Genomic DNA, 23789 nt, shown 5'->3' on the forward strand with positions numbered 1-23789 from the left:
GCCCCGGAGCATCCGGGGCGGGTTTTTTCATCTGGGTCCGGGAATCGCGGCCCGAACGCGCAAAAAATCAGTCGCAGGTCTCTTTCTTGACGGTCTTGGTGTCGCCTTCGTCGTTCTCGGTGCGGACCGTTTTCGAGACGCAGCCGTCGCCGTGATCCTTCACGGTGACGGACTTCGACTCGGTCGAGGGCCGGTCGACCACGACGGTGTCGGGCGCGTTGCGCTCGATCACGGTGGTCTGCGCCTGGGCGGCCGAGACCCCGAACAGGGTCAGGGCGGCCGCGGTGGCGATCAAGGACTTGCGCATCGTTTCCTCCGGTGGAGATGAGTTGCGCAGGAAACGGCGTGCCGACCTGAACCGTTCCGGCGCAAGCACCGGGCGGTCTGCGCTGAAACCGCGGTTCGCGCCGCCGACGGCTGCTCGGCGCCGCGGCGAGCCCGACGATCGACTTAAGGTGCGGATCGCGCCTTCCCGGCGACGAGGAGATGCGCTGCAGCATCCCTGCCCCTATATGGCGGGATCATCCCGCAAGAAGTTTTTCCGCATGACATCCTCGCCCGCCCCCGCGGCGGAGGGCGCGCCGCAGCGTCCCGGCCTCCTGGCCACTTACAAGAAGCTCTGGCCCCATCTCTGGCCGGCTGGCCGGCCCGATCTGCAGCGCCGGATCTTCTTCGCCTTCGGCCTGATCCTCGTCGTGAAGAGCATGACGATGGTGATGCCGTTCACCTTCAAATGGGCGACGGACGCCCTCGTGGCCGTGATCGGCGCGGGCAAGGAGGGCGCGCACGCCGAAGCAATTCCGACCGGAATCTGGGCGATCCCGGCAGCGATGATCGCCCTCTACGGGTTCTCGCGCATCGCCATGGCGGCGCTGACGCAGATCCGCGACGGCGTCTTCGCCAAGGTGGCGATGCATGCCGTGCGACGGCTGGCGCTCCGCACCTTCGCGCACATGCACCGGCTGTCGCTCCGCTTCCACCTCGAACGGAAAACCGGCGGCCTCACCCGCGTGCTGGAGCGCGGACGCTCGGGCATCGAGGAACTGTCGCGACTGATGGTGCTGACGCTGGTGCCGACGATCATCGAGCTGGCACTGGTGCTCGGCCTGCTCACCTGGGAGTTCAACTGGCACTATTCGGCGATCGTCGCCGTCACCATCGCCGCCTATCTCGGCTACACCTGGAAGGCGACGGAGTGGCGGATCGCGATCCGCAAGCGGATGAACGCGTCGGACACCGACGCCAATTCCAAGGCCGTCGACTCGCTCCTGAACTACGAGACCGTGAAGTATTTCGGCGCCGAGGCCCGCGAGACCGAACGCTACGACGGCTCGATGGCGAAGTACGAAAAGGCCTCGACGCAGACCTATGTCTCCCTCGCCGTGCTCAATGCCGGCCAGGCGGTGATCTTTACCCTCGGCATGACCTGCGTGATGTGGCTGGCCGCCACCGACATCATGGCCGGACGCGCCACCATCGGCGGCTTCGTGCTCGTCAACACGATGCTGGTTCAGCTCGCGATGCCGCTCAACTTCATGGGCATGATCTACCGCGAGATCAAACAGGCGCTGATCGACATCGACGACATGTTCCGGATCCTCGACCAGAACCCCGAGATCGCGGACAAGCCGGGTGCCGCCCCCCTCCGGGCCACGCGCGGGAGCGTGCGCTTCGAGGATGTGCGCTTCGCCTATATCCCGACCCGGCCGATCCTGAAGGGCGTGTCCTTCGAGGTGCCGGCCGGACAGACGGTTGCCATCGTCGGCCCCTCGGGCGCCGGCAAGTCGACCCTGTCGCGCCTGCTCTTCCGGTTCTACGAGCCGCAGGGCGGACGCATCCTGATCGACGGCCAGGACATCTCCGCGATCCGGCAGGATTCCCTGCGCGCCGCCATCGGCATGGTCCCGCAGGACACCGTGCTGTTCAACGACACCATCGGCTACAATATCCGCTACGGGCGCTGGGAGGCCACGGAGGCGGAAGTCCGCGAGGCTGCCCGCTCGGCCCAGATCGACCGCTTCATCGAGAGCCTGCCCGAGGGCTACGACACGCCGGTGGGCGAGCGCGGGCTGAAGCTCTCGGGCGGCGAGAAGCAGCGCGTCGCCATCGCCCGCACCATCCTGAAAGGGCCGCCGATCCTCGTCCTCGACGAGGCGACCTCGGCGCTGGACAGCTTCACCGAGCGCGACATCCAGACGGCCCTCGACCGGGTCTCCGAGGGGCGCACCACCCTGGTCATCGCCCACCGGCTCTCGACGGTCGTCAACGCCGACGCGATCCTGGTGCTCGACCACGGCCGCATCGTCGAGCGCGGCGACCACGTCACCCTACTCGCCCGCAACGGCGTCTATGCCGCCCTGTGGAACCGCCAGCGGCAGGAGGATGCGGCGCGCGAGGTCCTGGCCCGGGTGGAGGACGACGCGGAGGTGCGTGAACTCGAGGTTGCGGCCCCTTAACCATCTTCGGCGTATCGAAGACCCGGCGGTGTCTCGCAGAAGACCGCCGGGAGATCGCCAGCGTGATCCAGCGGCTCGTCGTTTCTTTCGCTTGCGTCTTGCTTTGTCTGGGCACCCTCGGAGCCGAGGCCGCGCCGCGCACGCGCATCGTCAAGGACGACGCGGCGGCCAGGATCGTCGTCTACGATTCGCTCTGCGATGAAGACAATTCGCTCGAATGCCTGATCGCCGAGATCGGCTGCGCCGGTCCGGGCGATTTCGTCGCCACGATCCATAACCTCGACGCCAAGCAGGCCGCCGCCGTCTTCGCCAAGGCGAACGGCAAGGGCAGCGTCGCGGCCGGCGGCGTGAGCTTCGGCCTGCAAGTCTCCAAGGTCGCGCTCTCCGACTACACCTTCAACTGGGACGTCACCGCGGTCGCGCTTGAGAAGGGCGGCGAGGTCTGGAAGGCGATCTGGGGGGCGGGCGAGGTTGTGCTGCAGGCGGGGCCGAAGACGGCGAGGCTCCAGCGCGGCGACGTCGGCGAGGAGGCGTTTCGCGAGGTGGTGCAGACCTGCCTGGCGGGGCAGTGACGGACGGACCGTCCCGGTCGACGCTTCCAGCCGTTTCGCCTCTTCCCTATGCCTCGACGGCACCTATCGCGTAGCGCAGCCAGACCGTCCCGCCGTCCAATTGCTCGCAGCCCGTCAACGTCAGCCGCCGGCGCGAGGCCAAGGTCTCGTCCTCGCTGCCCTCGACATCGAAGATGGCGGGCGTGCCGATCAGCCCATCGACGGCCGGCGCGACGAGAAGGCTCAGCTCGTCCACGACGCCCGCCTTCAGCATCGAACCGTTGATGCGGCCGCCGCCCTCCACCAGCAGCCGTGCGATGCCGAAATGCTGCCGCAGCTTCCGCAGCGCCAGCGGGAAATCGACGGTCGTTTCGCCGGCTATGATGTAGGATTGGCCCCCGGCCCGGAGCCGCCGCAGGTGGTCGTCCGGCACCGTGGCCGTGAGCACCACGACGACGTGGTCGCCTTCGATGTCGTTGCGGGCGCCCCAGTCGAGACGGCCGCGTGCGTCGAGCGCGATGGCATAGCCCGAGGCGCCGGTCTTCGCGATGTGGTCGCCACCGTCGATCGGCTCGGAGCTGTCCGGCTCCTTGGCCAGCGGCTTCGCGCTGTCGGCATAGCCCTGCATGGTGATGCGGCCGCACATCCAGGCGTCGCCATCGAGGCGCTTGTGGATCGTCTCGTAGTGGTCGTCGGCGTCCAGCGTCGTCCAGCGCCGCGTCTTGATGCGGCCGTCCACCGAACTCGTCATGTGACAGGTGACGTGGGGGGCGCTCGCCGGTCGGGTCGGTCGTAGCCATGATCGTCTCTTGGTGTTCGGAGCGGGATCGGGACGAGACGTAGATTGCGCACATGCCCTGGCCAGGGGAGGGCGCGTGTTTGCAACCCTGCCCATCCAGGCTATCGACGGAGCCCTCTCCCCGCACCGATCGAGGAAGCCCGATGTCCGACCTGACGCTCGCCGCGGCGCAGACCCTCGTCGCCACCGCCCTGCAGACGGCGCGCGAGCGCGACCTGAAGCCGCTCTGCGTCGTGGTCTACGATGCGCGCGGCGCCCTCAAGAGCTTGGCGGCCGAGGACGGTACTTCGCTGCGCCGGGCCGAGATCGCGCGCGGCAAGGCCAACGGCGCGCTGGCGCTCGGCCTCGGCTCCCGGGCGATCGCCAAGCGAGCGCAGGAGCAGCCGGAATTCGTCGCCGCCGTGAGCCATCTCGTCGGGCCGGACGCGCTGGTGCCGGTGCCGGGCGGCGTGCTGATCCGTGGTTCCGACGGCCGCCTGCTCGGCGCGGTCGGCATCTCCGGCGATACCTCGGACAATGACGAGATCTGCGCCGTCGCCGGCATCGAGGCTGCCGGCTTTCGCGCGGAGACTGGGGCCTGACGTATGCCACATCCGTCATTGCGAGCCGGAGGCGAAGCAATCCAGGGCCGCACCCGCAAAGTCGGCGCGTTGGCCCTGGATTGCTTCGCTGCGCTCGCAATGACGGGTGAGGCACGAGCCACCCGCTCATGACGATCGCCCGGCGCTCCTGGCTCAAGGGCAGTGCGGCGCTGGGGCTCGGCCTGTCCCTCATCCAACCTGCGCGGGCAGATACCAAGAACTACAGGCGCGGCAACGATGCCGATCCGGAGACGCTCGATCCGCACAAGACCTCGACGGTGGCCGAGGCCCATATCCTGCGCGATCTCTACGAGGGCTTGCTCACCTACGACAACTTCGGAAAGATCATCCCCGGTGCGGCCGAGAGCTGGACCGTCTCCGGCGACCGCCTGACCTACACGTTCACGCTGCGTGCCGACGGGCGCTGGTCGAACGGCGATGCGGTCACGGCCGAGGATTTCGTGTTCGGCCTGCGCCGCATCCTCGATCCGAAGACGGCGGCGAAATACGCCGAGGTGCTCTATCCGATCCGGGGCGCCGCCGCATTGAACCGGGGGGAGGCGGCACCGGACACGCTCGGTGTGACCGCGCCCGATTCGCGAACCGTAGTGATCGCGCTCGCCGAGCCGGTGCCCTACCTGCTCGAACTCCTGACCCACCAGACTTCTCTGCCGGTGCACCGGCCTTCGATCGCGCAATACGGTGACGCCTTCACCCGGCCGGGCCGGCTCGTCTCGAACGGTCCCTACGCCCTCGTCGACATGGTGCCGAACGACCGCATCACCCTGACCAAGAACCCGCATTTCCGCGATGCCGCCGCGATCCCGATCGAGACCGTGGCCTTCATCCCGACGCCGGATCTCTCGGCCGCCGTGAGGCGCTACGCGGCCGGCGAAATCGACTCGTTGTCGGACCTGCCGGCCGACCAGATGGTCTCGCTGCGCCGCCGCTTCGGCGATCAGGTCCAGCTCAGCCCGGTGCTTGGCCTCATGGCCATTGCCGTGAACGTGCGGAAAAAGCCGTTCGACGATGTGAGGGTACGTCGCGCCCTGTCCCTGGTGATCGACCGCGAATTCCTGGCGCAGGCCGTCTGGGGCGAGACCATGGGGCCGGCCTATTCGCTCTGCCCGCCCGGCCTCGACAACTATCGCGATCCGCCGGAGCTTCCGGGCCGCGAGATCCTGCTGATCGACCGCGAGGAGCAGGCGCGGGCGCTGCTGTCCGAGGCCGGCTACGGACCGGGCAAGACACCTCTGACCGTCGAGTACCGCTTCAACACCACCGACAACAACCGGAACACAGCGGTGGCGCTCGCCGACATGTGGCGCGGTCTCGGCATCGCGACGCGCCTCGTCAACACGGATGCCAAAACGCACTTCGCCTATCTGCGCGACGGCGGCGATTTCGATCTCGCGCGCTACTCCTGGTACGCCGACTATGCCGACCCGCAGAATTTTCTGTTTCTTCTGAAAACAGGAAACGACGGATTCAACACGGGGAAGTGGTCGAGCCCGGCCTTCGACGGGCTGCTGGAGCAGGCCGCCTCCGAGCGCGACGTGGCGAAGCGTGCCGGCCTGCTGTTCGAGGCCGAGAGCATCGTGGTGAACGAACTGCCCTGGATTCCCGTGCTGCATTTTCGCTCGAAGGCGCTGGTCTCGCCCCGCCTGCACGGGATCCACCCGAACCTGCGCAACGTCGCGCCGACGCGCTTCCTGGCGTTGTCGTAGGGAGAGTGCGATGCCGCCCATCGTCACTGCGAGTGCAGCGAAGCAATCCAGGGCCGCATACCCGACGTCGACGCGTCGGCCCTGGATTGCTTCGCCTTCGGCTCGCAACGACGGCCAGGGTGTCAGCCCGTGATCGGCTACGCGCTCCGCCGGCTGCTCCAGGCGATCCCGACACTCTTCGTCGTGGTGACGCTGAGCTTCTTCCTGATCCGGCTCGCGCCCGGCGGTCCGTTCGATCTGGAGCGGCCGCTGCCGCCGGCAGCGATGGAGAACCTGAAGCGGCTCTACGGGCTCGATCAGCCGCTGATCGTGCAGTACGGCCGTTACCTACTCTCGCTGGCCAAAGGTGATCTCGGGCCGTCCTTCTCGTTCCGCGACCTCACCGTGAACGACCTGTTTGCCCGAGGCCTGCCGGTCTCGGCGACGCTTGGCTCGCTCGCACTCGGGCTGGCCCTGCTGCTGGGCCTCGGCCTCGGCACCCTCGCCGCCTTCCGGCGCGGAAAAATGACGGACCGCCTTGTCGGCATCGGAGCGTCCCTCGGCCTAGCGGTGCCGACCTTCGTCACGGCACCGCTGCTGCAGATCGTGTTCGGGCTCGGCCTCGCCTGGCTGCCTGTCGGCGACTGGGACGGCGGAAGCCCGACGCATCTGGTCCTGCCGGTGATCACCCTGGCCCTGCCGCAGATCGCCGCCATCGCCCGGCTCACGCGCTCGGCCCTGAACGAAGTGCTGGCGCAGCCGCATATCCGGACGCTACGCGCCATGGGCCTTCCACCCTGGCGCGTCGCCCTGCAGGCCCTGCGCGGGGCGCTGCTGCCGGTGCTCTCGACCCTCGGCCCCGTGGCAGCGGCCCTGCTCACGGGCTCGGTCATCGTCGAGACGATTTTCGGGCTGCCGGGGATCGGGCGCTACTTCGTCGATGGTGCGCTCAACCGGGACTATACGCTGGTGATGGGGACCGTGGTTCTGGTCGCAGTGATGGTGGTTGCGTTCAATCTCATCGCGGATCTGCTGGCGGCTGTCGTGGACCCGCGCTTGAGGTTAGGGGCGTAATGCGCGCGGGGGCGGCCATTCAAACAGATCCCCTCATCCTGAGGTGCTGCAGCGAGCCTCGCGATCTCTGGAGCCCTCCTTCGAGGCCCGCTGGGCGGGCACCTCAGGATGAGGGAGAGGGTAGGGGAATTCGTGGCCGCAGCCGCCGATGTTTCACGTGGAACATCCCGGCCCGATGAGCGCCCCCGCTCGCGCAACATCGCTGGCCGCCCTCGCCCGCCGACGCCTGGTCCGCAATCGCCCAGCCTTCGCCGCGCTCGTCATGCTCGTCGCGGTCGCCCTCGCCTGCCTGATCGGGCCGCTTCTGACGGGCCATACGCCAGAACGGATCTACCCGGACCTCGTCCGCACGGCGCCCGGCCTCGCGGCCCATCCGCGCCCGGAGACGGTCCGGCCGGCGATCGATCGGTTGGCCTTCCGCATGCGCCTCGCCGTCGCGGATTTTTCGGAGCGGGACGGCACCGTCCGCCTGACCCTCACATCCGACAAGAGAATCGACGAGCGCAGCCTGAGCTACCTGCCCCGCTCGGATCTCTTCGGCCCGCCGACCATCCTGGAGCGCGCGGAGGACGGCCGCCGCCTCGTCGTCGAGGTGCGGATCCAACAACTGCACTTCCTGCTCGGCACCGACGTGCTCGGGCGCGACCTCCTCACCCGTTGCCTCGTGGCGGGGCGGATCTCGCTGCTGATCGGGTTGACGGCGACCCTCGTCGCGCTGCTCGTCGGCGTCACCTACGGCGCGGTCTCGGGGATGCTCGGCGGAGCGGTCGATGCGCTGATGATGCGGGTGGTCGACATCCTCTACGCCCTGCCCTTCGTCTTCTTCGTGATCGTGCTGCTGGTGTTCTTTCGCGCCGGGCTCTGGCTGGTTCTGGTGGCGGTGGCCGCTGTGGAGTGGCTCGACATGGCCCGCATCGTCCGCACCCAGACCCTGAGCCTCAAGAGCCGCGATTTCGTCCGTGCGGCGCAGGCGCTGGGCCTGACCACCCCGGCCATCCTCTCCCGTCACATCGTCCCGAACACGCTGGGGCCGATCGTGGTGGCCGCGACGCTTCTGGTGCCGCGGGTGATCCTCTTGGAGAGCTTTCTGTCGTTCCTCGGCCTCGGCGTGCAGGAGCCGGCGACATCATGGGGCGTGCTAATCGCGGAGGGCTCACGGGCGCTCGAATCCGCACCATGGATGCTGGCCGCGCCGGCCGGCTTCCTCGTCGTCAGTCTCGTGAGCCTGAACCTGCTCGGCGATGGGCTCGCCGACGCCCTCGATCCGAGGCTCGATGGATGATGGATCACCGACAGTGATCTATCGAACCGGGCTGAGCGCTTCGGCCGTCATGTAGCCCTGGTAGATCACTCGCACCGTGCGCCTTTCCGTCGGGAGATCCGACAGCGCGATCGTCTTGGAGCCCGGTCCCTGCGTCGGGGTCGCAGCGGCGGTGACCCGGGTCGGGCGCAGCGCCCAGCGTTCGGCGCCAGCGAGGTCGACGATCCCGCGATCGCGGCCGAGGGTACCGTCGGCGGCCTTGGGAGGGGCGGCGGTGAGCCCGAGGGCGCCGGTGAAGCCGGCGGCCAGGAACAGAGTCGTGATGCGAAGGGTGGCTGACATGGTGGCTGGCCCGTGAGACGAGCCATTGAGCCGTTACGCGTCTTTCCGAGCCGATGAGTCCGAAACGATTCGTGGCGCGTTCCCACAGTTGTCTTGAAGCGAAGTTAACGAGGCGTCATGGCGAGCAAGGTCGAGGGCCAATCCGGGGCGAGCGCGCCGGAGCGTGTGCCGATGGGCACCGTGATCGACACCGACATCGCCGCCCGCCTCGACCGATTGCCCTGGGGCCGCTTCCACGTCCTCGTCATCGTCGCGCTCGGCATCACCTGGGTGCTCGACGGGCTCGAGGTGACGCTGGCCGGCTCGCTCGTCGGGGCGCTGCGCAAGGCGCCGATGTCCTTTTCGGAGTTCGACGTCGGACTCGCGGCGAGTTCCTACCTCGTCGGCGCGGTCGTCGGCGCCCTCGGTTTCGGCTGGCTCACCGACCGCATCGGCCGGAAGAAGCTCTTTTTCATCACGCTGGCGCTCTACCTCGTGGCGACGGCGGCCTCCGGCCTGTCCTGGGACATCTGGAGCTTCTGTGTGTTCCGCTTCCTCACGGGGGCGGGCATCGGCGGCGAGTACACCGCGATCAACTCGACGATCCAGGAGCTGGTGCCGGCCCGCGTGCGCGGCTGGACCGACCTCGTCATCAACGGCTCGTTCTGGATCGGCGCGGCGCTCGGCGCCTTCCTTTCCATCGCCGTGCTCACGCCCGAATGGGTCGATCCGGTCTATGGCTGGCGCATCGCCTTCTTCGTCGGCGGCGGCATCGGCCTCGTGATCCTGTTCCTGCGCAACTGGATTCCCGAGAGCCCGCGCTGGCTCGCCACCCATGGCTATACGGCCGAGGCCGACCGCGTGGTGTCGGGCATCGAGAAGCGTTTTACGGATGAAGGCATCACGCTTCCGCCGGTCGATCCGGCGAAGCGCATGAAGGTGAAGACGCGCAGCCACACGCCGCTGTCCGAAGTCGCGAACGCCATGCTGGTGACGAGCCGCACGCAGACCTTCGTCGGCCTCGCCCTGATGATCGCGCAGGCCTTCTTCTACAACGCCCTGTTCTTCACCTACGCCCTGGTGCTGGAGCGCTTCTACGGCGTGCCGGGGGACAAGGTCGGCTGGTACCTGCTGCCCTTCGCGCTCGGCTCGTTCATGGGTCCGCTGCTGCTCGGGCGCCTGTTCGACACCGTGGGGCGGCGCCCGATGATCGCCTTCACCTACGGCATCTCGGCCGTACTGCTCGCCGTCGCGGGCTACCTGTTCAAGATCGAGGTGTTCGGGCCCGTCGGCCAGACGGCGGTCTGGATGGTGGTGTTCTTCTTCGCGTCGGCGGCGGCGAGTTCGGCCTACCTCACCGTGGCCGAGACCTTCCCGCTGGAGATCCGGGCACTCGCCATCGCGGCCTTCTACGCCATCGGCACCGGCATCGGCGGCGTGTCCGGCCCGCTGCTGTTCGGCGCGCTGGTGGAGAGCGGATCCCGCGATTGGGTGCTGTTCGGCTATCTCATCGGTGCCGCGCTGATGGCGGTCGCTTCCGTCGTCGGCTGGATCTGGGGGACGGCGGCCGAGGGCCGGTCGCTGGAGGATGTGTCGAAGCCGCTCGCTGCGGCCTAGCGGCCTGAGCGGGAGGCATGCACCAGGTGCGGTTGTGCACGTGGTATGACGCTGAGATATGCGTTCCGTGTATTTGTGCGCTGCAAAATTTCGGTCTTCGCAGCGCACCATCCGGGCCGCATATTCCGGTCTCCCGGTGCAACCGGCTTCCGTTCGGGCACTCCCGGCGGGCAGTAACCGCACAGGTCACGTCACATGCGCACGCTTTCCCTCGCCCTCGCCTCCGCCGCCATCCTGGTCGCCACCGCCGCTACGGCCGCCGACTGGAAGCCGGCCACGCCGAAGGCGATCCACCTCGGCACCTTCCGCGGCACCGCCTATTACACCGCCGAGAAGGACGGCTTTCACGTCGTCGCCACGGTCGCGGTCGTGAACTCCCTCGCCGACCAGCCGCACGTCATCCGGCTCTCGACGACCCTCAAGGGCGACCAGACGGTGCACCTTTCCGTGCCCGGCACCCTCGGCGCCGACGGCAGCGAGGCGACCATCGCCTTCCAGCGCCGCGGCGATCTCGTCGAAGTCGCCTCGGCCGAGTGATCGTCTCGCGCATCGCAGCCGTCGGACGCCCGGCGGCTGCGATGCCATTGCTTCGAACACCTGCTATCGAGCCCCATGCGGCGCGGAAGCGATGGTGAGTCGATGAACGAGATGCGGTCGTCTCCTCCCGCTTTCGTCATGGCTTCGCCCGCGCCTCGCCACGACGGAGGCGCCGCATGACCGCCGTCCGTCCCGGCGACATCGAGGGCCTGCTGCGTCGGGGTCCCGAGCCGCGCATCCTCGTCGTCCTCGTCTACGGCCCCGATACCGGCTTGGTCGCCGAGCGCGCCACGCGGCTGGTCAAGGGCATGGGCGCCGATCCCGACGACCCCTTTGCGATGGTGAAGCTCGACGGCGACACCCTCGCCTCCGATCCTGGCCGCCTCGTCGACGAAGCCGGCACCATCGGCCTGTTCGGCGGTAGCCGCACGATCTGGGTACGCTCCGGCAGCCGCAACTACGCCCCCGCCGTCGACGCCGTTCTCAAGAGCGAGCCGGAGGGCGCGCGGATCGTGGTCGAGGGCGGCGATCTGGCCAAATCCTCGCCGCTGCGTACGCTCTGCGAAAAGTCGTCCCGCGCCCTCGCCATCCCCTGCTACGCCGACGATCCGCGCGCGCTGGCCGAGCTGATCGAAGCGACTCTGCGCGAGCGAGGCCTCGGCATCGACCGCGACGCCCGCGAACTCCTGGCCACCAGCCTCGGGGCCGACCGCCGCGCCAGCCTCTCGGAAATCGAAAAGCTGGCGCTCTATGCGGCCGGTCGCGAGCGCGTCGAGATCGAGGACGTGGAGGCCATCGTCAGTGACGTGGGGGCCAGCGTGCTCAACACCCTCATCGATGCCGCCTTCGCCGGACGGATGGCGGAGGCCGAGCGCGAATCCCGGCGATTCCGCCAGGAGGGTCTCGATGCCTCGGTGATGCTCGGTGCGGCGCTCCGGCACGCGCTCGCCCTGCTCAATGCTCGCCTCGACGATCCCGGTGGAACGCCGGGCAGCCTCGTCGCAAACTGGCGCGGCCTGCATTTCCGCCGCAAGGCGATCATCGAGACCCAGTTCGCCCGCTGGTCGCCGAACGGCCTGCGCCAGGCTGTGGCGGCCCTGCAGGAGGCAGTGCTGGCCTGCCGCCGGGCCGAGGCGGGTCTCGGCCACGCCCACGCCTCGGCCGCACTGCTGCGGATTGCGGGGGCGGCGGCACGACGGGGCGGATAGCCGGCACGGAGCGAGCCGCCGGCATTTCAAATGGCCGGTGAAACGACAGGAGCCAGTCCTCGCCGGTCCAAATGAGCCCCAGATCGATGCGTTTCATACGCGATGAAGGGACGCCATCGAAGCGACGTTACCGCGGTGCCGTGCTTATCCGGAACGCCCGGAGGTCGGCTTAGAAGTGCCCGGAGCGGCTGACGAATAGCCCAGCCAGCAGGAAGCAGAACCCGCCGAGAGCCAGCAGCGTCTCGTTGCGCTGTGTCCTGTCGCGAAAATGCGCGACAGCCCCGCTACCGCACAGAGCCGCACCGACGCTGATCGCCAGAACACCCATGTCTCATCTCCGTCTCGTCATTGAGACCGCGGTCGTCATTGACCGGGAAACGGGTCGCATCGTCCGCACAGGCCGCCGCCGTGTGGGATCGGGCCGGGGACGCAATCGAAACCGTTCAAAATTCGTTAAAGCAATGAGAGTGCCACGAACTGCGAATGGTCTTAATCCTGACACATCTGATGATTGCGCTTTTGGTCGGATGATGGCGCCGGCCCCCACAGCGGCTGATTCGGCGCCCCGCGACCAGGGCTCAACATCCCGACTCCGTTGACGATTCGCCTCATGCGCGCCTAATCACCGGCATGTCCTCAAGCCCTTCCCACAGCTTCGACGTCATCGTCGTCGGCGGCGGCCATGCCGGCGTCGAGGCGGCCTCGGCCTCGGCGCGAACCGGGGCGCGGACGGCCCTGGTGACGCATAAGGCGGCAACCATCGGCGCGATGTCGTGCAACCCGGCGATTGGCGGCCTCGGCAAGGGGCATCTGGTCCGCGAGGTCGATGCCCTCGACGGCCTGATGGGCCGTGTGGCGGACGCCGCAGGCATCCAGTTCCGGCTGCTCAATCGTCGCAAGGGACCGGCCGTGCGCGGCCCCCGCACACAGGCCGACCGCAAGCTCTACGCCGCCGCAATGCAGGCCGCCGTGTCGGAAACCGAGAACCTCTCGGTGGTCGAGGGCGAGGCCGACGATCTCATCCTGCACCAAGGCGTCGTTGCCGGAATCGTCCTGACGGATGGGCGCGCGCTGTCGGGCCGCGCCGTGGTCCTCACCACCGGAACGTTCCTGCGCGGTCTGATCCATATCGGCGAGCGCCAGATTCCGGCCGGCCGCGTCGGCGAGGGGCCGGCGATCGGGCTGGCGCAGACGCTCGACCGGCACGGCTTCCGCCTCGGCCGCCTCAAGACCGGCACGCCGCCGCGCCTCGACGGCACCACCATCGACTGGGCTTCGCTCGAGATGCAGCATGCGGACGCGGACCCCGTCCCCTTCTCGTCGCTCACAGACAAGATCACGAACCCGCAGATCGCCTGCGGCGTGACCCGCACCACGCTTGCCGTCCACGACATCATCCGCACCAACCTGCAGCGCTCGCCGATGTATTCCGGCGGCATCGCCAGCCGCGGTCCGCGATACTGCCCCTCGATCGAGGACAAGGTGGTGCGGTTCGGTGACCGCGAGGGTCACCAGATCTTTCTGGAACCCGAGGGGCTCGACGATCCGACCGTCTACCCGAACGGCATCTCGACGGCTTTGCCGGAGGAGATCCAGGCCGAGATCATCGCCGCGATTCCCGGGCTCGAACGCACGCGCATCGTACGGCCCGGCTACGCCATAGAATACGATTACGTCGATCCGCGCGAGCTCGACCCGACGCTGCAATCCCGGCGGCTGCCGGGTTTGTTTCTCGCCGGCCAGATCAACGGCACCACCGGCTACGAGGAGGCGGCGGCGCAGGGGCTGGTCGCCGGGCTCAATGCCGCCCGGCTCGCCGCCGGCTCCGACCTCACCGTGTTCGACCGGGCCGAATCCTATCTCGGCGTGATGATCGACGACCTCGTCACCCATGGGGTGAGCGAGCCCTACCGCATGTTCACCTCGCGCTCGGAGTACCGGCTGTCCCTGCGCATCGACAATGCCGACGAGCGGCTGACCGGCCGGGGCCTTACCCTCGGCTGCGTGGGCTCTCGCCGAGCCGCGCATTTTGCGGAGTCGCAGGCAGCCCTCCTGGCCGCGCGTGCCCGGCTCGATACGCTCTGCCTGACGCCGAACGAGGCCGGCGCCCACGGCATCGCTCTCAATCGCGACGGTCTGCGCCGCAGCGCCTTCCAGCTGCTGTCCTATCCGGAGATCGGCTGGGAGCGCCTTGCGGCAGTCTGGCCGGAACTCGGGGCGGTGCCGGCGCGCGTCGCCGAGCGGCTGACCACCGACGCCACCTACGCCGTTTATCTGGGGCGCCAGACCGCCGACATCGCCGCCTTCCGCCGCGACGAGGCCGTGCGCCTGCCGGCTCATCTCACCTATGACAACATCGCCGGGCTCTCGAACGAGATGCGCGTGAAGTTGGAAGCCGTACGCCCCGCAACGCTTGGTCAGGCGGCGCGCATCGAGGGTGTGACGCCGGCAGCGCTGACCCTGCTGGCTGCGCATGCGCGGCGGGGTAGGGGAGCCGGGGCGGCGGCGATCTAACGCGACAGAGCTTTGAATATCCCACCCGCGATCTCACCCTGAGGTGCCGAAGCGCGGCGAAGGCCTCGAAGGGTCATCCATTTTGCGCTGAGCTTACTGGAGGATCCTTCGAGGCCCGCTTCGCGGGCACCTCAGGCTTAGGCTGAGGGTGGGCGAGTGTGAGGGCCGATGGCATCCAACGACCGCGAAAAAGTTCTCGCCGCCCACGATGTTTCACGTGAAACATCGCGGCTCCTCGACATCTACGTCGAGCAACTCAAGCGCTGGCAGACGGTAAAAAACCTCGTCGGGCCGGCCACGCTGTCGGAGGTCTGGACGCGGCACATCGCCGACGCGCTTCAGCTCCTGGCACTGGCGCCCGACTCCAAGCGCTGGCTCGATCTCGGCTCGGGAGCGGGCATCCCCGGCTTGATTCTCGCAATCGCTGGGCGTGATCGCGAAATGTTTCACGTGAAACTTTTGGAGAGCAACGCGCGCAAATGCGCCTTCCTCACGGAGACCGCCCGACTCACCGGCGCGCCCGTCACTGTGCTCAACGCCCGCATCGAAGAGGTCATCACAGAGCAGGCCGGCACCGAAGTGGTCTGCGCCCGTGCACTTGCACCTTTGCCCCAGCTGCTCGATTGGACCGAACCTCTGTTAAAAACCGGTGCAGTAGGGCTGTTTCCGAAGGGGCGTGATGCATCCACGGAATTGACCGAGGCCCAGCGTAAGTGGACTCTCACCTACGATTCGATCCCGAGCCGGACCGACTCGCAGGCCCGGATCCTGCGCGTCACGGCCCTCTCCCGCGTGGATTCATGACCGATCCGAGACGGCCCCTGCGCATCCTGGCGCTCGCCAACCAGAAGGGCGGCGTCGGCAAGACCACGACCGCCATCAATCTCGGCACGGCGCTGGCCGCCATCGGCGAGAACGTGCTCGTCATCGATCTCGATCCGCAGGGCAATGCCTCGACGGGCCTCGGCATCGACCGGCGCAACCGTGACGTCTCGACCTACCACGTCATGGCGGGCGAAGCCTCACTGGCCCAGGCCATCGTGCCGACGGCCGTGCCGCGCCTCTCGGTGGCGCCCTCGACCATGGACCTACTCGGCCTCGAACTCGAACTGGCGAGCCTGCCCGACCGGGCGCATCGCTTGCGCGGCGTGCTGCAGGACATCAAGGCGCATCCGGCGACGCAGGGCGTCACCTACGTCCTGATCGACTGCCCGCCCTCGCTGAACCTGCTGACCATCAACGCACTGGCCGCCGCCGACGCCGTGCTGGTGCCGCTGCAATGCGAGTTTTTCGCGTTGGAGGGGCTGAGCCAGCTCCTGCGCACTGTCGACCAGGTCAAGACCGCGCTGAACCCGCGCCTGGAGATCCAGGGCGTGGTGCTCACCATGTACGACCCGCGCAACAACCTCTCGACCCAGGTCGAGGCGGACGTGCGCGGCTTCCTCGGCGACAAGGTCTACGGCACCACGATCCCGCGCAACGTGCGCGTCTCCGAGGCGCCCTCGCATGGCAAGCCGGTGCTGCTCTACGACCTGAAATGCGCCGGCTCGCAGGCCTATCTCCGCCTCGCCTCCGAGGTGATCCAGCGCGAAGGCCGCATACCGCCGCCCGCAGCCGCCGCCTGAATTTTTGTTTTGTCGCGCCCTCTGACGACGAACCGGCGTCCACTTCGTCTGAGAGCACTCACGACGCGTAATGGAGTATCCTGATGGCGATGGCGGATGATGCGGCGCGGCCCAGGCTCGGGCGTGGGCTCGCGGCCCTGATCGGCGATTTCCCCACCGAGCCGCGCGGCAGCTACGACCGCGAGCAGCGCAAGGTCGCGGTGGAATTCCTGCGCCCGAACCCGCGCAACCCGCGCCGCAGCTTTTCGGAGACGGAGCTCAAGGAGCTCTCCGAATCGATCCGGATGCGCGGCGTCATCCAGCCGGTGGTGGTGCGGCCGCTGCCGGGCGTGCCGGGCACCTATGAAATCGTGGCCGGCGAACGCCGCTGGCGCGCGGCGCAGATCGCCGGGCACACGGAGGTGCCGATCGTCGTCCTTCACCTCGACGACAAGGCCTCGCTCGAATACGCGATCCTCGAAAACATCCAGCGCGCCGACCTGAACGCCATCGAGGAGGCTTCGGGCTACGAGCGCCTGATGAGCGAGTTCAAATATACCCAGCGCGAACTCGCCGAGATCCTGGGCAAGAGCCGCAGCCACCTCGCCAACACGCTCCGCTTGCTGCAGTTGCCCCAAGGGATCCAGGATCGCGTCACCAACACCGAGATCAGCGCCGGCCATGCCCGTGCGCTGCTCTCCGTACACGATCCCGAAACCGTGGCCCGCCGCATCGTCGCCGAAGGGCTGTCCGTCCGCGACATCGAGGCGATCGCTGCCGCCGAAGCCGAGGTTCAGGCCAACGCCGACGAGACGCCGCAATCCGCAAAACCGCGCCGCGCGGCCGAGAAGGATGCCGGCATCCGCACCCTGGAGCAGACGCTCGCCAAGGCGCTGGGCTTCGGCGTCGCCGTGAAGGCGCGGCCATCGGGCGAAGGTGAGATCCGGATCCGCTACAGCAACGCGGACGAGTTCGCGGCGTTGTGCCGGAAGCTCGACGCGGGCGTGGCCTGAAGGACGCAACAAACGAGCTTGCGCCCCCTTTCCCGGACACCTGCAGCGCCGCGGAATGTGATCCGGGATCCAGCGTAGGAAGGGACGCGCAGCGGCACGACACGAACGGCGTAAGCGTTTGACGCTTCGCGGGTTTTTGTGCCGGACCCCGGATCGGGTTCGGCTTGCGCTCCACCCGTCCGGGGAAGGGCGCGGTGGATATGAAGCGGGCGTCCGGCGACAATCGGCTTGCCCGCTCCGCCCCCCAAAACACCGTTTCCCACTCACTCCTCACCTTCGTCATTGAATCGTCACCGAGCATCCGGCAACAGGGCGCGGCCAACCCCAGCGGAGCCGTTGCCCCATGGACTTCCATCGCCGCTTTACCGTGCTGATGTGCACGCCGACCTTCGACCCGGACGATCTCGAAGGCGTGCGCGTCAACCAGATCGTGGCGGCGGTCGAGGGCCGGGGCTTCGAGGTGATCCGGGCGCGCCGCGTCGAGGATGCCTCGATCGCCGTGCAGACCGACGCCGCCATCGGCTGCATGGTCGTCGATTGGGGCAAGCGCGGCCTCGACGGCAAGGCGGCGGCGCTCATCGACATGATGCGCAAGCGCGGCCTCGAGATGCCGATCGTCATCATGGTCCGCCGCAAGCGGCTGGAGGACATCCCGGTCGAGCTGCTCGACTTCATCGACGGCTACATCTTCCTGGCGGAAGAAACCCCGGAATTCATTGCCCGCGGCCTCGTCAGCCGGGTGACGCAATATGCCGAGACCCTCAAGACGCCGTTCTTCGGCGCGCTCGTCGACTACGCCGAGATGGGCAACCAGCTCTGGACCTGCCCGGGCCATAACGGCGGCATCTTCTACAACCGCTCGCCCATCGGCCGGATCTTCGTCGAGCATCTCGGCGAGGCGATCTTTCGCGACGACCTCGACAACTCGGTGCTCGATCTCGGCGACCTGCTGACCCACGAGGGCCCGGCGCTGAAGGCGCAGAAAGAAGCGGCGCAGATCTTCGGCGCCGAAAAGACCTACTTCGTCCTCAACGGCACCTCGGCCTCGAACAAGGTCGTGCTCGGCTCCCTGGTGGCCGAGGGCGACCTCGTCCTGTTCGACCGCAACAACCACAAGGCCGCCCATCACGGCGCCCTGATGATCGCCGGCGGCATCCCGATCTTCCTGGAGACCGACCGCAACGCCTATGGGCTGATCGGGCCGATCTACCACGATGCCCTCGACGAGAAGGCGATCCGCAAGAAGATCAAGCACAACCCGCTGGTGACGGACAAGGAAGCCTGGCGCCGCGAGCGCCCGTTCCGCGTCGCGGTGATCGAGCAATGCACCTATGACGGCACGATCTACGACGCGCGCATGATCGTCGAGAAGATCGGCCACCTCTGCGACTACATCCTGTTCGACGAGGCCTGGGCGGGCTTCATGAAGTTCCACCCGCTCTTCGCCGGCCACTTCGCCATGGGCCTGACCGGGCTCGACGAGACCTCGCCGGGCGTCATCGCCACGCAATCGACCCACAAGCAGCTCGCGAGTTTTTCGCAGGCCTCGCAGATCCACACCAAGGACAGCCACATCCGCGGCCAGACGCGGCGCGTCGAGCATCGCCGCCTCAACGAGAGCTTCCTGGTCCACGCCTCGACTTCGCCCTTCTACCCGATCTTCGCCTCGCTCGATGTCGGCGCGCAGATGATGAAGGGCCGCTCCGGCATGATCCTCTGGGACGACACGATCCGGCTCGGCATCGAGTGGCGCAAGAAGGTCCGCGCCATCCGGCGCGAGTTCGAGGAGAAGGAGGGCGATCCGAAGCGCCGCTGGTTCTTCGACCCTTTCGTGCCCGATACCGCGACGAACGCGGACGGCGACGAGGTGGCCTGGGAGAGCCTGCCCACCGACGTGCTCGCCTCCGACCCCAAGCACTGGGAGCTGAAGCCCGGCGCCCGCTGGCACGGCTTCACGCAGGTCGCGCCCGGCTACGCCATGACCGACCCGAACAAGCTGACGGTCCTCACCCCCGGCTTCGACCGCAAGACCGGCGAGTATGCCGAGCACGGCGTGCCGGCGCCGATCGTGGCGCAATACCTGCGTGAGAACCGGATCGTCGCCGAGAAGAACGATCTCAACTCGCTCCTCTTCCTGCTCACCCCCGGCGTCGAATCGTCGAAGGCGGGCACGCTGATCTCGGGTCTCGTCGCCTTCAAGCGCCTGCACGACGACAACGTGCCGCTCGAAGAGGCGATGCCGGAATTCGTGCGGCGCCGCCCAAACCGCTACCAGGGGGTACGCCTGCGTGATCTCTGCTCGGACTTCCACAATTTCCACCGGGAGGCCGGCACCTCGAAATTGCAGCGCAAGCAGTTCGAGCCCGGTCACCTGCCCGAGATGGTGATGGCCCCGAAGGCCGCCGCCCAGATGCTGACCCGCAACCACGTCGACTTCGTGCCGATCGCGGAAGCGGAAGGCCGCGTCGCCACGACGCTGATGCTGGTCTATCCGCCGGGCATCGGCACGGTGCTGCCGGGCGAGCGCCTGGACGAGCGGGCGAAGCCCATGCTCGATTACTTCAAGATGTTCGAGCGCTCGGCCAACCTGTTTCCGGGCTTTGAGGCCGAGATCCAGGGCGTCTACCGTCAGGTCGAGACTGACGGGCGCATCCGCTTCTTCACCTACGTCCTGCGCGAGGGCCAATGACGGCGCAGCCGGCGGTACCCGCCGCGCACTGGCCCGACATCGTCATCCGGCCCTCATCCGATGGCGACGTCGCGCCGATGGTGGCGATCTACGAGCACCACATCCGCCGCGGCGTCGGCGATGTCGGCGACTTCGAGGAGGAGCGCCTGCTCCCCGACGACCTCAAGCGTCGCCGCAAGACCATGCGCAAGAAGCGCCTGCCCCACCTCGTCGCCGAGTGCGCCGGGCTGGTGGCGGGCTATGCCTACGCCGTGCCGTTTCGCAAGCGCCCGGCCTATCGCTACACCCTCAAGCACTCGATCTACGTCCACCCCGACCACCTGCATTCGGGCATCGGCCGGCGCTTGCTGCCGGCGCTGATCGAGGCCTGCGCGGCCGGCGGATACCGCCAGATGATCGGCTATATCGACGCCCGCAACGAGGCCTCGCTCCGCCTGCACGAGGCCTGCGGCTTCACCCGCGTCGGCTACCTGCCGGCCATCGGCTACAAATACGGCCGCTGGAGCGACAGCGTCATGGTCCAGTGCCCGCTCGGCACCGGATCGAACGATCAGCCAGCCGCCTGGGGGCGCCCGCCGGAGCCGGTGCTGGTGGTGACGGGCGATCCTTTTCCGGAGGCCTGATGGCCGTTGTGACGACGATCCGCCGGCACGCCCTTGGGCTCCTCGCGGCAGCCACGATCGTCGGTGTCCTCGTGGGATGCGGCGGCCCCACCGGCCTGCCCCCCGACCCGCCGGGCGTCGAGGCGGTGAGGGAAGGGGCCTTCAGCGAGGTCGTCCGCACGGCTGACCGGGACGCGCAAGCGGCGATCGTCGCGCAACTCGCCTCGCGTTTCGGCAAGAATCTTCGCGTCCTGCCACGCCGCATCGACAGCGATGCCGATCCTGCGCCGATCAAGGACTACTACGACAAGGCGATGATCGCAGGGCAGGGCTGGAAGGAGTTCGTCCTCACCGAGAACCCCACCGCCTGGTCCTTCGCCTATACCAGCCCGGACGATCGCTCGGTCCTCGCCGTGGTCGTGCTCAACCCGCGTTTCGCCCCCGAAGGCGGCGGCAACGTCCCGTTCTCGATCCTGACGAACCTGCCGGAGACGGGTGGCCGCTGACACGGCTTCCCTACATCGGTTTCGTTCGCGCAACCCTTTTCCCGGACGCCTGCAGCGAAGCGGAAGGCGATCCGGGACCTAGATCACGCTGCGTTTTGATCGGATCGATCAAAACGCAGAAAACGTGATCGATTCAAAAGTTTGGAGCAGGCTTCGAGCGAAAAACCGTTGCCACTTTTTCGCAGCCTGCTCTAGCGAAACAAGGGCCGCGTAGCGGCTCGATTCGAACGGCGCAAAGAGGCGACGCTTCGCGGATTCTTATGCTGGGCACCGGATCGGGTTCCGCTGTCGCTTCACCCGTCCAGTGAAGAGGGGCCGAGATGATTGCCTAGGGGTGTCTCACCCGCGACATCCCCCGATCCAGCAGCCGCCCCCCCGCCAGCCCGTTCAGCGCGATGATCACGGCCACTGCCAACGCGTGCATGGCGAGGTCGCTCGCGGTCGCGTCGTGCGGATGGAACGGCACCAGCAGGGCCGCCGCCGCACCCGCCGTGGCGAGCCCGGCGAGCGCCGCCGTGAGGTTCGGCCGCATCGGGCAGGCCCGGCGCAGCATCAGCACCAGCAGCACCGAGAGCGGCAACGATACACCGAGCAGGAAATAGAGGCAGCCGCGCATCTCCGCGGCGTCGGCGAGGTTCGTATCCGGCGCGATCCAGGCGCGCAGGCAACCGAGGCTGCTTGCGCCGATCCAGAGCGCCAGCGGCGGCAGCGGCAGCAGCGGCCAAAGCCGTGAACGTCCGGGCACGCTGGTCTGGAAGGCGGCGAGCGCCGCGCAGAGGGCGGTCGACACGGCACCGATCGCCGCGACGCAGAGATCGGGAACGCCGAGCCGCTCGCGCACGGCGTGGAGGTCGGCGAGGGGGGACAGCACCACGGCCAGCCCCAACACGGCCGCGAACCAGCCGAGAGCGCGGAGGGCGGGCGGCGCAAGCCGGCGCACCGGCGTGAGATCGCCCGCAAGGTCGTCGACGAGACTGTCGAGGCGGAGAGACTCAGACATCGCCATCCCTCCTCTCCTTCGCGAGGGCCGTTCGGAGCGCCTTCAGCGCCCGGTGAAGGTTGACCTTGAGCGCACCGGTGCTGCGTCCCGTCAGGGCGGCCGCCTCGGCGAGCGAGTGTTCGCGTAGGCTCAAGTGCTCCACCGCCTGACGTTGCCCGTCGGGGAGGGCCGCGACGGCCTTGGCCAGCCGGCTGTCGCGGTCGCGCGCTTCGAGGCCGTCTCCCGCCGCCGGCAGGCCTTCGTCGGCGCGGCTCTCGTAGGCGATCGGATCATGCGCCTCCTTCGGGCGCCGGCCCTGGTGGCGCATCAGGTCGACCGCGCGCCGCTGCGCGATGGCCCGCAGCCAGGGCAGGAACGGCCGGGCCGGATCGTAGCTCGCCCGCGCCCGGTGCACCGTCATTAGCGTGTCCTGCACCACGTCCTCGACCGCCTCGCCTCGGATACCCTTCGCCCGTGCCGCCGCCGCGATCACCGGCATGCAGGCGCGCAGCAGATCGCGATAGGCCTCCGCGTCGCCGGCCTGGGCCGCCGTCATCGCTGCCGACAGCGTGTCTTCGAGCCTATCGGCCGATGTGGCGCGCCTCTCCATGCGCATTGTTAGCGCCCCGAAGGGGCCCACGGGAAGCAGAGATGCCGGCGCCGTGCCGGCCGAGCCGAGGCGGAGCGCGGCTCCGGTCGAGAGGAAGTCCATCGCATGATCCGATCGGCCGGGTCCAAGACCCGGCCTGGGCAGGAGGGCTGCGTCAGTGCTTCTCCATCGAATCCTTCTTCATGCCGTCCTTGTGCATGGAGTCCTTCTTCATGGCGTCGCCCTTCATCATGGTGTCCTTCTTCATGGCATCGCCCTTCATCGCGTCGCCCTTCATGGCATCGCCCTTGGGCGCCTGTTCCTTCATCGGCTCGACGGCGAGGGCAGGCAGCGTCGCGACGGACAGGGACAGCAGGGCGGCCGACAGAACGGTCTTCATGGGGTGGCGCATCGGAATGTTCTCCAGGGTATCGGAGGGACCCGCTCCGGGCGCCTCGACGACTCATTCGCGCCGGTCTGCCGCCGGTTACAGCCGCGCCGCGCCGAGAATGCGCCCATCGTCGGCCTGCACGATCACGGCGGCGTCCTCGCCCGCCGGCACCCCTTCGCCGAGGCTGAGCGGCGCACCGCGCCAGGTCGCGACCTCGCGGATCGAGCGGACGATGTTCGATTCGGTCAGCGTGCGGCCGCTATTCTCGCCCCGCCCGACCGGCGTGGTGCGCCGCCGGTCGAAGCCGACGAGCAGCACCCGCCCCGCGCCGGCGCCTGGACCGACCGCGATCGACAAACCGGCCCCGCCCCGGCTGAGGCTCACGGGTACCCCAGTCACGGCCTGCGCCTTCGCCTGGGCGATCGCCGCTCCGGCCTCGCCACGGCGCGAGCCGATGACGCTGCTGCGCCCGTCGACGACCATCTGCGGCGTGAACGCCGTCTCGCCGAGTCGGCCGGCATAGGCCTCCTGCCGCGCGGTCGCCGCCGTCAGCGAATACGGGTCCCGCCAGCCGAGCCTGTTCCAATAGGTGACGTGGAAGGCGAGCGGCAGCACGTCGCGGCGCGCCGCCAGATCGGTGAGATAGGCGTCGGCCGGCGGACAGGACGAGCAGCCCTGCGAGGTGAACAGCTCGACGACGACGGGCCGCTCGGCCGCCTCGGCGAGGGGTGCCGCGAGCAGGGCGGCGGCGAGAAGGAGAATGCGCATGATTCGGATCCCGGTGGATACGA

Annotated in this window: 23 protein-coding genes and 1 pseudogene; 16 read left to right on the forward strand and 8 right to left on the reverse strand. The window is 68.2% G+C overall.

The window, feature by feature from the left end; genetic code table 11:
* Positions 1 to 67 precede the first annotated feature (67 nt).
* Positions 68 to 307, reverse strand: coding sequence for a hypothetical protein (locus MFF07_RS15710; RefSeq protein WP_147817418.1), 240 nt, complete (start codon positions 305 to 307; stop codon positions 68 to 70).
* Between the two features lie 238 nt (positions 308 to 545).
* On the opposite strand from MFF07_RS15710, the gene MFF07_RS15715 reads away from it, so the two are divergent.
* Both MFF07_RS15715 and MFF07_RS15720 read left to right on the forward strand, forming a co-directional pair.
* Entirely contained in the window at positions 546 to 2456 is a 1911-nt protein-coding gene (locus MFF07_RS15715) for an ABCB family ABC transporter ATP-binding protein/permease (protein ID WP_147817417.1), read from the forward strand.
* Between the two features lie 98 nt (positions 2457 to 2554).
* Positions 2555 to 3028 carry a hypothetical protein gene (locus MFF07_RS15720; protein WP_147817416.1) on the forward strand — a complete coding sequence of 158 codons (474 nt, stop codon included), beginning with the start codon at positions 2555 to 2557 and terminating at the stop codon, positions 3026 to 3028.
* Between the two features lie 46 nt (positions 3029 to 3074).
* On the opposite strand, the pseudogene MFF07_RS15725 reads toward MFF07_RS15720, so the two are convergent.
* Positions 3075 to 3776: pseudogene (locus MFF07_RS15725) on the reverse strand (dihydrofolate reductase family protein); the annotation flags it as partial.
* Between the two features lie 173 nt (positions 3777 to 3949).
* On the opposite strand from MFF07_RS15725, the gene MFF07_RS15730 reads away from it, so the two are divergent.
* From MFF07_RS15730 to MFF07_RS15745, 4 genes are all read left to right on the forward strand, one after another.
* A complete protein-coding gene (locus tag MFF07_RS15730; RefSeq protein ID WP_147817414.1) occupies positions 3950 to 4387 on the forward strand; it encodes a GlcG/HbpS family heme-binding protein in 438 nt (145 codons plus the stop codon).
* 128 nt (positions 4388 to 4515) lie between these two features.
* Complete coding sequence (locus MFF07_RS15735; protein WP_238232326.1) at positions 4516 to 6114, forward strand: peptide ABC transporter substrate-binding protein; 1599 nt, start codon at positions 4516 to 4518, stop codon at positions 6112 to 6114.
* Between the two features lie 129 nt (positions 6115 to 6243).
* On the forward strand, positions 6244 to 7167 hold the full coding sequence (locus tag MFF07_RS15740) for an ABC transporter permease (protein WP_238232327.1): 924 nt from the start codon (positions 6244 to 6246) through the stop codon (positions 7165 to 7167).
* 175 nt (positions 7168 to 7342) lie between these two features.
* The gene (locus MFF07_RS15745) at positions 7343 to 8449 is read left to right on the forward strand and encodes an ABC transporter permease (protein ID WP_147817411.1); all 1107 of its coding nucleotides are present in this window, start codon (positions 7343 to 7345) and stop codon (positions 8447 to 8449) included.
* An 18-nt stretch (positions 8450 to 8467) separates the two neighbouring features.
* Here MFF07_RS15745 and MFF07_RS15750 read toward each other — a convergent pair whose 3' ends face one another.
* Positions 8468 to 8770 (reverse strand): hypothetical protein, encoded by a 303-nt coding sequence (locus tag MFF07_RS15750; protein WP_238232328.1) that lies wholly within the window; start codon positions 8768 to 8770, stop codon positions 8468 to 8470.
* A gap of 117 nt (positions 8771 to 8887) precedes the next feature.
* Between MFF07_RS15750 and MFF07_RS15755 the strand changes: the two genes are divergently transcribed.
* From MFF07_RS15755 to holA, 3 genes are all read left to right on the forward strand, one after another.
* Entirely contained in the window at positions 8888 to 10366 is a 1479-nt protein-coding gene (locus MFF07_RS15755; protein ID WP_147817410.1) for an MFS transporter, read from the forward strand.
* A gap of 195 nt (positions 10367 to 10561) precedes the next feature.
* Positions 10562 to 10903: a hypothetical protein gene (locus tag MFF07_RS15760; RefSeq protein WP_147817409.1), complete on the forward strand. Its 342-nt coding sequence runs from the start codon at positions 10562 to 10564 to the stop codon at positions 10901 to 10903.
* A gap of 176 nt (positions 10904 to 11079) precedes the next feature.
* On the forward strand, positions 11080 to 12111 hold the full coding sequence (holA, locus tag MFF07_RS15765; protein WP_147817408.1) for a DNA polymerase III subunit delta: 1032 nt from the start codon (positions 11080 to 11082) through the stop codon (positions 12109 to 12111).
* A 169-nt stretch (positions 12112 to 12280) separates the two neighbouring features.
* Here the strand turns inward: holA and MFF07_RS15770 are convergent, their stop codons facing one another.
* Positions 12281 to 12439 (reverse strand): hypothetical protein, encoded by a 159-nt coding sequence (locus tag MFF07_RS15770; protein ID WP_187272536.1) that lies wholly within the window; start codon positions 12437 to 12439, stop codon positions 12281 to 12283.
* Between the two features lie 302 nt (positions 12440 to 12741).
* Between MFF07_RS15770 and mnmG the strand changes: the two genes are divergently transcribed.
* The 7 genes from mnmG (at position 12742) to MFF07_RS15805 (ending at position 21039) form a co-directional block, all read left to right on the forward strand.
* Complete coding sequence (gene mnmG, locus MFF07_RS15775) at positions 12742 to 14625, forward strand: tRNA uridine-5-carboxymethylaminomethyl(34) synthesis enzyme MnmG (RefSeq protein WP_147817407.1); 1884 nt, start codon at positions 12742 to 12744, stop codon at positions 14623 to 14625.
* Positions 14626 to 14793: 168 nt separating this feature from the next.
* Positions 14794 to 15429, forward strand: coding sequence for a 16S rRNA (guanine(527)-N(7))-methyltransferase RsmG (gene rsmG / locus MFF07_RS15780; protein WP_147817406.1), 636 nt, complete (start codon positions 14794 to 14796; stop codon positions 15427 to 15429).
* Positions 15426 to 16250, forward strand: coding sequence for a ParA family protein (locus MFF07_RS15785; RefSeq protein WP_147817405.1), 825 nt, complete (start codon positions 15426 to 15428; stop codon positions 16248 to 16250). Before rsmG ends, MFF07_RS15785 begins: the two co-directional genes overlap by 4 nt.
* An 89-nt stretch (positions 16251 to 16339) precedes the next feature.
* Positions 16340 to 17242 (forward strand): ParB/RepB/Spo0J family partition protein, encoded by a 903-nt coding sequence (locus MFF07_RS15790; RefSeq protein ID WP_147817430.1) that lies wholly within the window; start codon positions 16340 to 16342, stop codon positions 17240 to 17242.
* 343 nt (positions 17243 to 17585) lie between these two features.
* Entirely contained in the window at positions 17586 to 19931 is a 2346-nt protein-coding gene (locus tag MFF07_RS15795) for an Orn/Lys/Arg family decarboxylase (RefSeq protein WP_147817404.1), read from the forward strand.
* Complete coding sequence (locus MFF07_RS15800; RefSeq protein WP_147817403.1) at positions 19928 to 20554, forward strand: GNAT family N-acetyltransferase; 627 nt, start codon at positions 19928 to 19930, stop codon at positions 20552 to 20554. Before MFF07_RS15795 ends, MFF07_RS15800 begins: the two co-directional genes overlap by 4 nt.
* Positions 20554 to 21039, forward strand: a complete 486-nt coding sequence (locus MFF07_RS15805) for a hypothetical protein (RefSeq protein ID WP_147817402.1) — start codon at positions 20554 to 20556, stop codon at positions 21037 to 21039. The genes MFF07_RS15800 and MFF07_RS15805 overlap by 1 nt, the downstream gene beginning before the upstream one ends.
* A gap of 328 nt (positions 21040 to 21367) precedes the next feature.
* Here the strand turns inward: MFF07_RS15805 and MFF07_RS15810 are convergent, their stop codons facing one another.
* From MFF07_RS15810 to MFF07_RS15825, 4 genes are all read right to left on the reverse strand, one after another.
* Positions 21368 to 22039, reverse strand: a complete 672-nt coding sequence (locus tag MFF07_RS15810; protein ID WP_147817401.1) for an NrsF family protein — start codon at positions 22037 to 22039, stop codon at positions 21368 to 21370.
* Entirely contained in the window at positions 22032 to 22634 is a 603-nt protein-coding gene (locus tag MFF07_RS15815; RefSeq protein WP_373322367.1) for a sigma-70 family RNA polymerase sigma factor, read from the reverse strand. The genes MFF07_RS15810 and MFF07_RS15815 overlap by 8 nt, the downstream gene beginning before the upstream one ends.
* A gap of 148 nt (positions 22635 to 22782) precedes the next feature.
* A complete protein-coding gene (locus tag MFF07_RS15820) occupies positions 22783 to 23019 on the reverse strand; it encodes a pentapeptide MXKDX repeat protein (RefSeq protein WP_210245135.1) in 237 nt (78 codons plus the stop codon).
* 75 nt (positions 23020 to 23094) lie between these two features.
* Positions 23095 to 23766 (reverse strand): DUF1223 domain-containing protein, encoded by a 672-nt coding sequence (locus tag MFF07_RS15825; protein WP_147817400.1) that lies wholly within the window; start codon positions 23764 to 23766, stop codon positions 23095 to 23097.
* Between the last annotated feature and the right edge of the window lie 23 nt (positions 23767 to 23789).

It is taken from the genome of Methylobacterium thuringiense (assembly GCF_022179645.1).
In the GTDB taxonomy this organism is placed as follows: domain Bacteria; phylum Pseudomonadota; class Alphaproteobacteria; order Rhizobiales; family Beijerinckiaceae; genus Methylobacterium; species Methylobacterium thuringiense.

Bases quoted from the DNA above. Each gene is read 5' to 3' on its own strand.
- MFF07_RS15710 (WP_147817418.1), bottom strand. From the start codon at position 307: ATGCGCAAGTCCTTGATCGCCACCGCGGCCGCCCTGACCCTGTTCGGG.
- MFF07_RS15715 (WP_147817417.1), top strand. From the start codon at position 546: ATGACATCCTCGCCCGCCCCCGCGGCGGAGGGCGCGCCGCAGCGTCCC.
- MFF07_RS15730 (WP_147817414.1), top strand. From the start codon at position 3,950: ATGTCCGACCTGACGCTCGCCGCGGCGCAGACCCTCGTCGCCACCGCC.
- MFF07_RS15735 (WP_238232326.1), top strand. From the start codon at position 4,516: ATGACGATCGCCCGGCGCTCCTGGCTCAAGGGCAGTGCGGCGCTGGGG.
- MFF07_RS15745 (WP_147817411.1), top strand. From the start codon at position 7,343: ATGAGCGCCCCCGCTCGCGCAACATCGCTGGCCGCCCTCGCCCGCCGA.
- MFF07_RS15750 (WP_238232328.1), bottom strand. From the start codon at position 8,770: ATGTCAGCCACCCTTCGCATCACGACTCTGTTCCTGGCCGCCGGCTTC.
- MFF07_RS15755 (WP_147817410.1), top strand. From the start codon at position 8,888: ATGGCGAGCAAGGTCGAGGGCCAATCCGGGGCGAGCGCGCCGGAGCGT.
- MFF07_RS15760 (WP_147817409.1), top strand. From the start codon at position 10,562: ATGCGCACGCTTTCCCTCGCCCTCGCCTCCGCCGCCATCCTGGTCGCC.
- holA (WP_147817408.1), top strand. From the start codon at position 11,080: ATGACCGCCGTCCGTCCCGGCGACATCGAGGGCCTGCTGCGTCGGGGT.
- MFF07_RS15770 (WP_187272536.1), bottom strand. From the start codon at position 12,439: ATGGGTGTTCTGGCGATCAGCGTCGGTGCGGCTCTGTGCGGTAGCGGG.
- mnmG (WP_147817407.1), top strand. From the start codon at position 12,742: ATGTCCTCAAGCCCTTCCCACAGCTTCGACGTCATCGTCGTCGGCGGC.
- rsmG (WP_147817406.1), top strand. From the start codon at position 14,794: ATGGCATCCAACGACCGCGAAAAAGTTCTCGCCGCCCACGATGTTTCA.
- MFF07_RS15785 (WP_147817405.1), top strand. From the start codon at position 15,426: ATGACCGATCCGAGACGGCCCCTGCGCATCCTGGCGCTCGCCAACCAG.
- MFF07_RS15790 (WP_147817430.1), top strand. From the start codon at position 16,340: ATGGCGGATGATGCGGCGCGGCCCAGGCTCGGGCGTGGGCTCGCGGCC.
- MFF07_RS15795 (WP_147817404.1), top strand. From the start codon at position 17,586: ATGGACTTCCATCGCCGCTTTACCGTGCTGATGTGCACGCCGACCTTC.
- MFF07_RS15800 (WP_147817403.1), top strand. From the start codon at position 19,928: ATGACGGCGCAGCCGGCGGTACCCGCCGCGCACTGGCCCGACATCGTC.
- MFF07_RS15805 (WP_147817402.1), top strand. From the start codon at position 20,554: ATGGCCGTTGTGACGACGATCCGCCGGCACGCCCTTGGGCTCCTCGCG.
- MFF07_RS15810 (WP_147817401.1), bottom strand. From the start codon at position 22,039: ATGTCTGAGTCTCTCCGCCTCGACAGTCTCGTCGACGACCTTGCGGGC.
- MFF07_RS15815 (WP_373322367.1), bottom strand. From the start codon at position 22,634: ATGCGCATGGAGAGGCGCGCCACATCGGCCGATAGGCTCGAAGACACG.
- MFF07_RS15820 (WP_210245135.1), bottom strand. From the start codon at position 23,019: ATGCGCCACCCCATGAAGACCGTTCTGTCGGCCGCCCTGCTGTCCCTG.
- MFF07_RS15825 (WP_147817400.1), bottom strand. From the start codon at position 23,766: ATGCGCATTCTCCTTCTCGCCGCCGCCCTGCTCGCGGCACCCCTCGCC.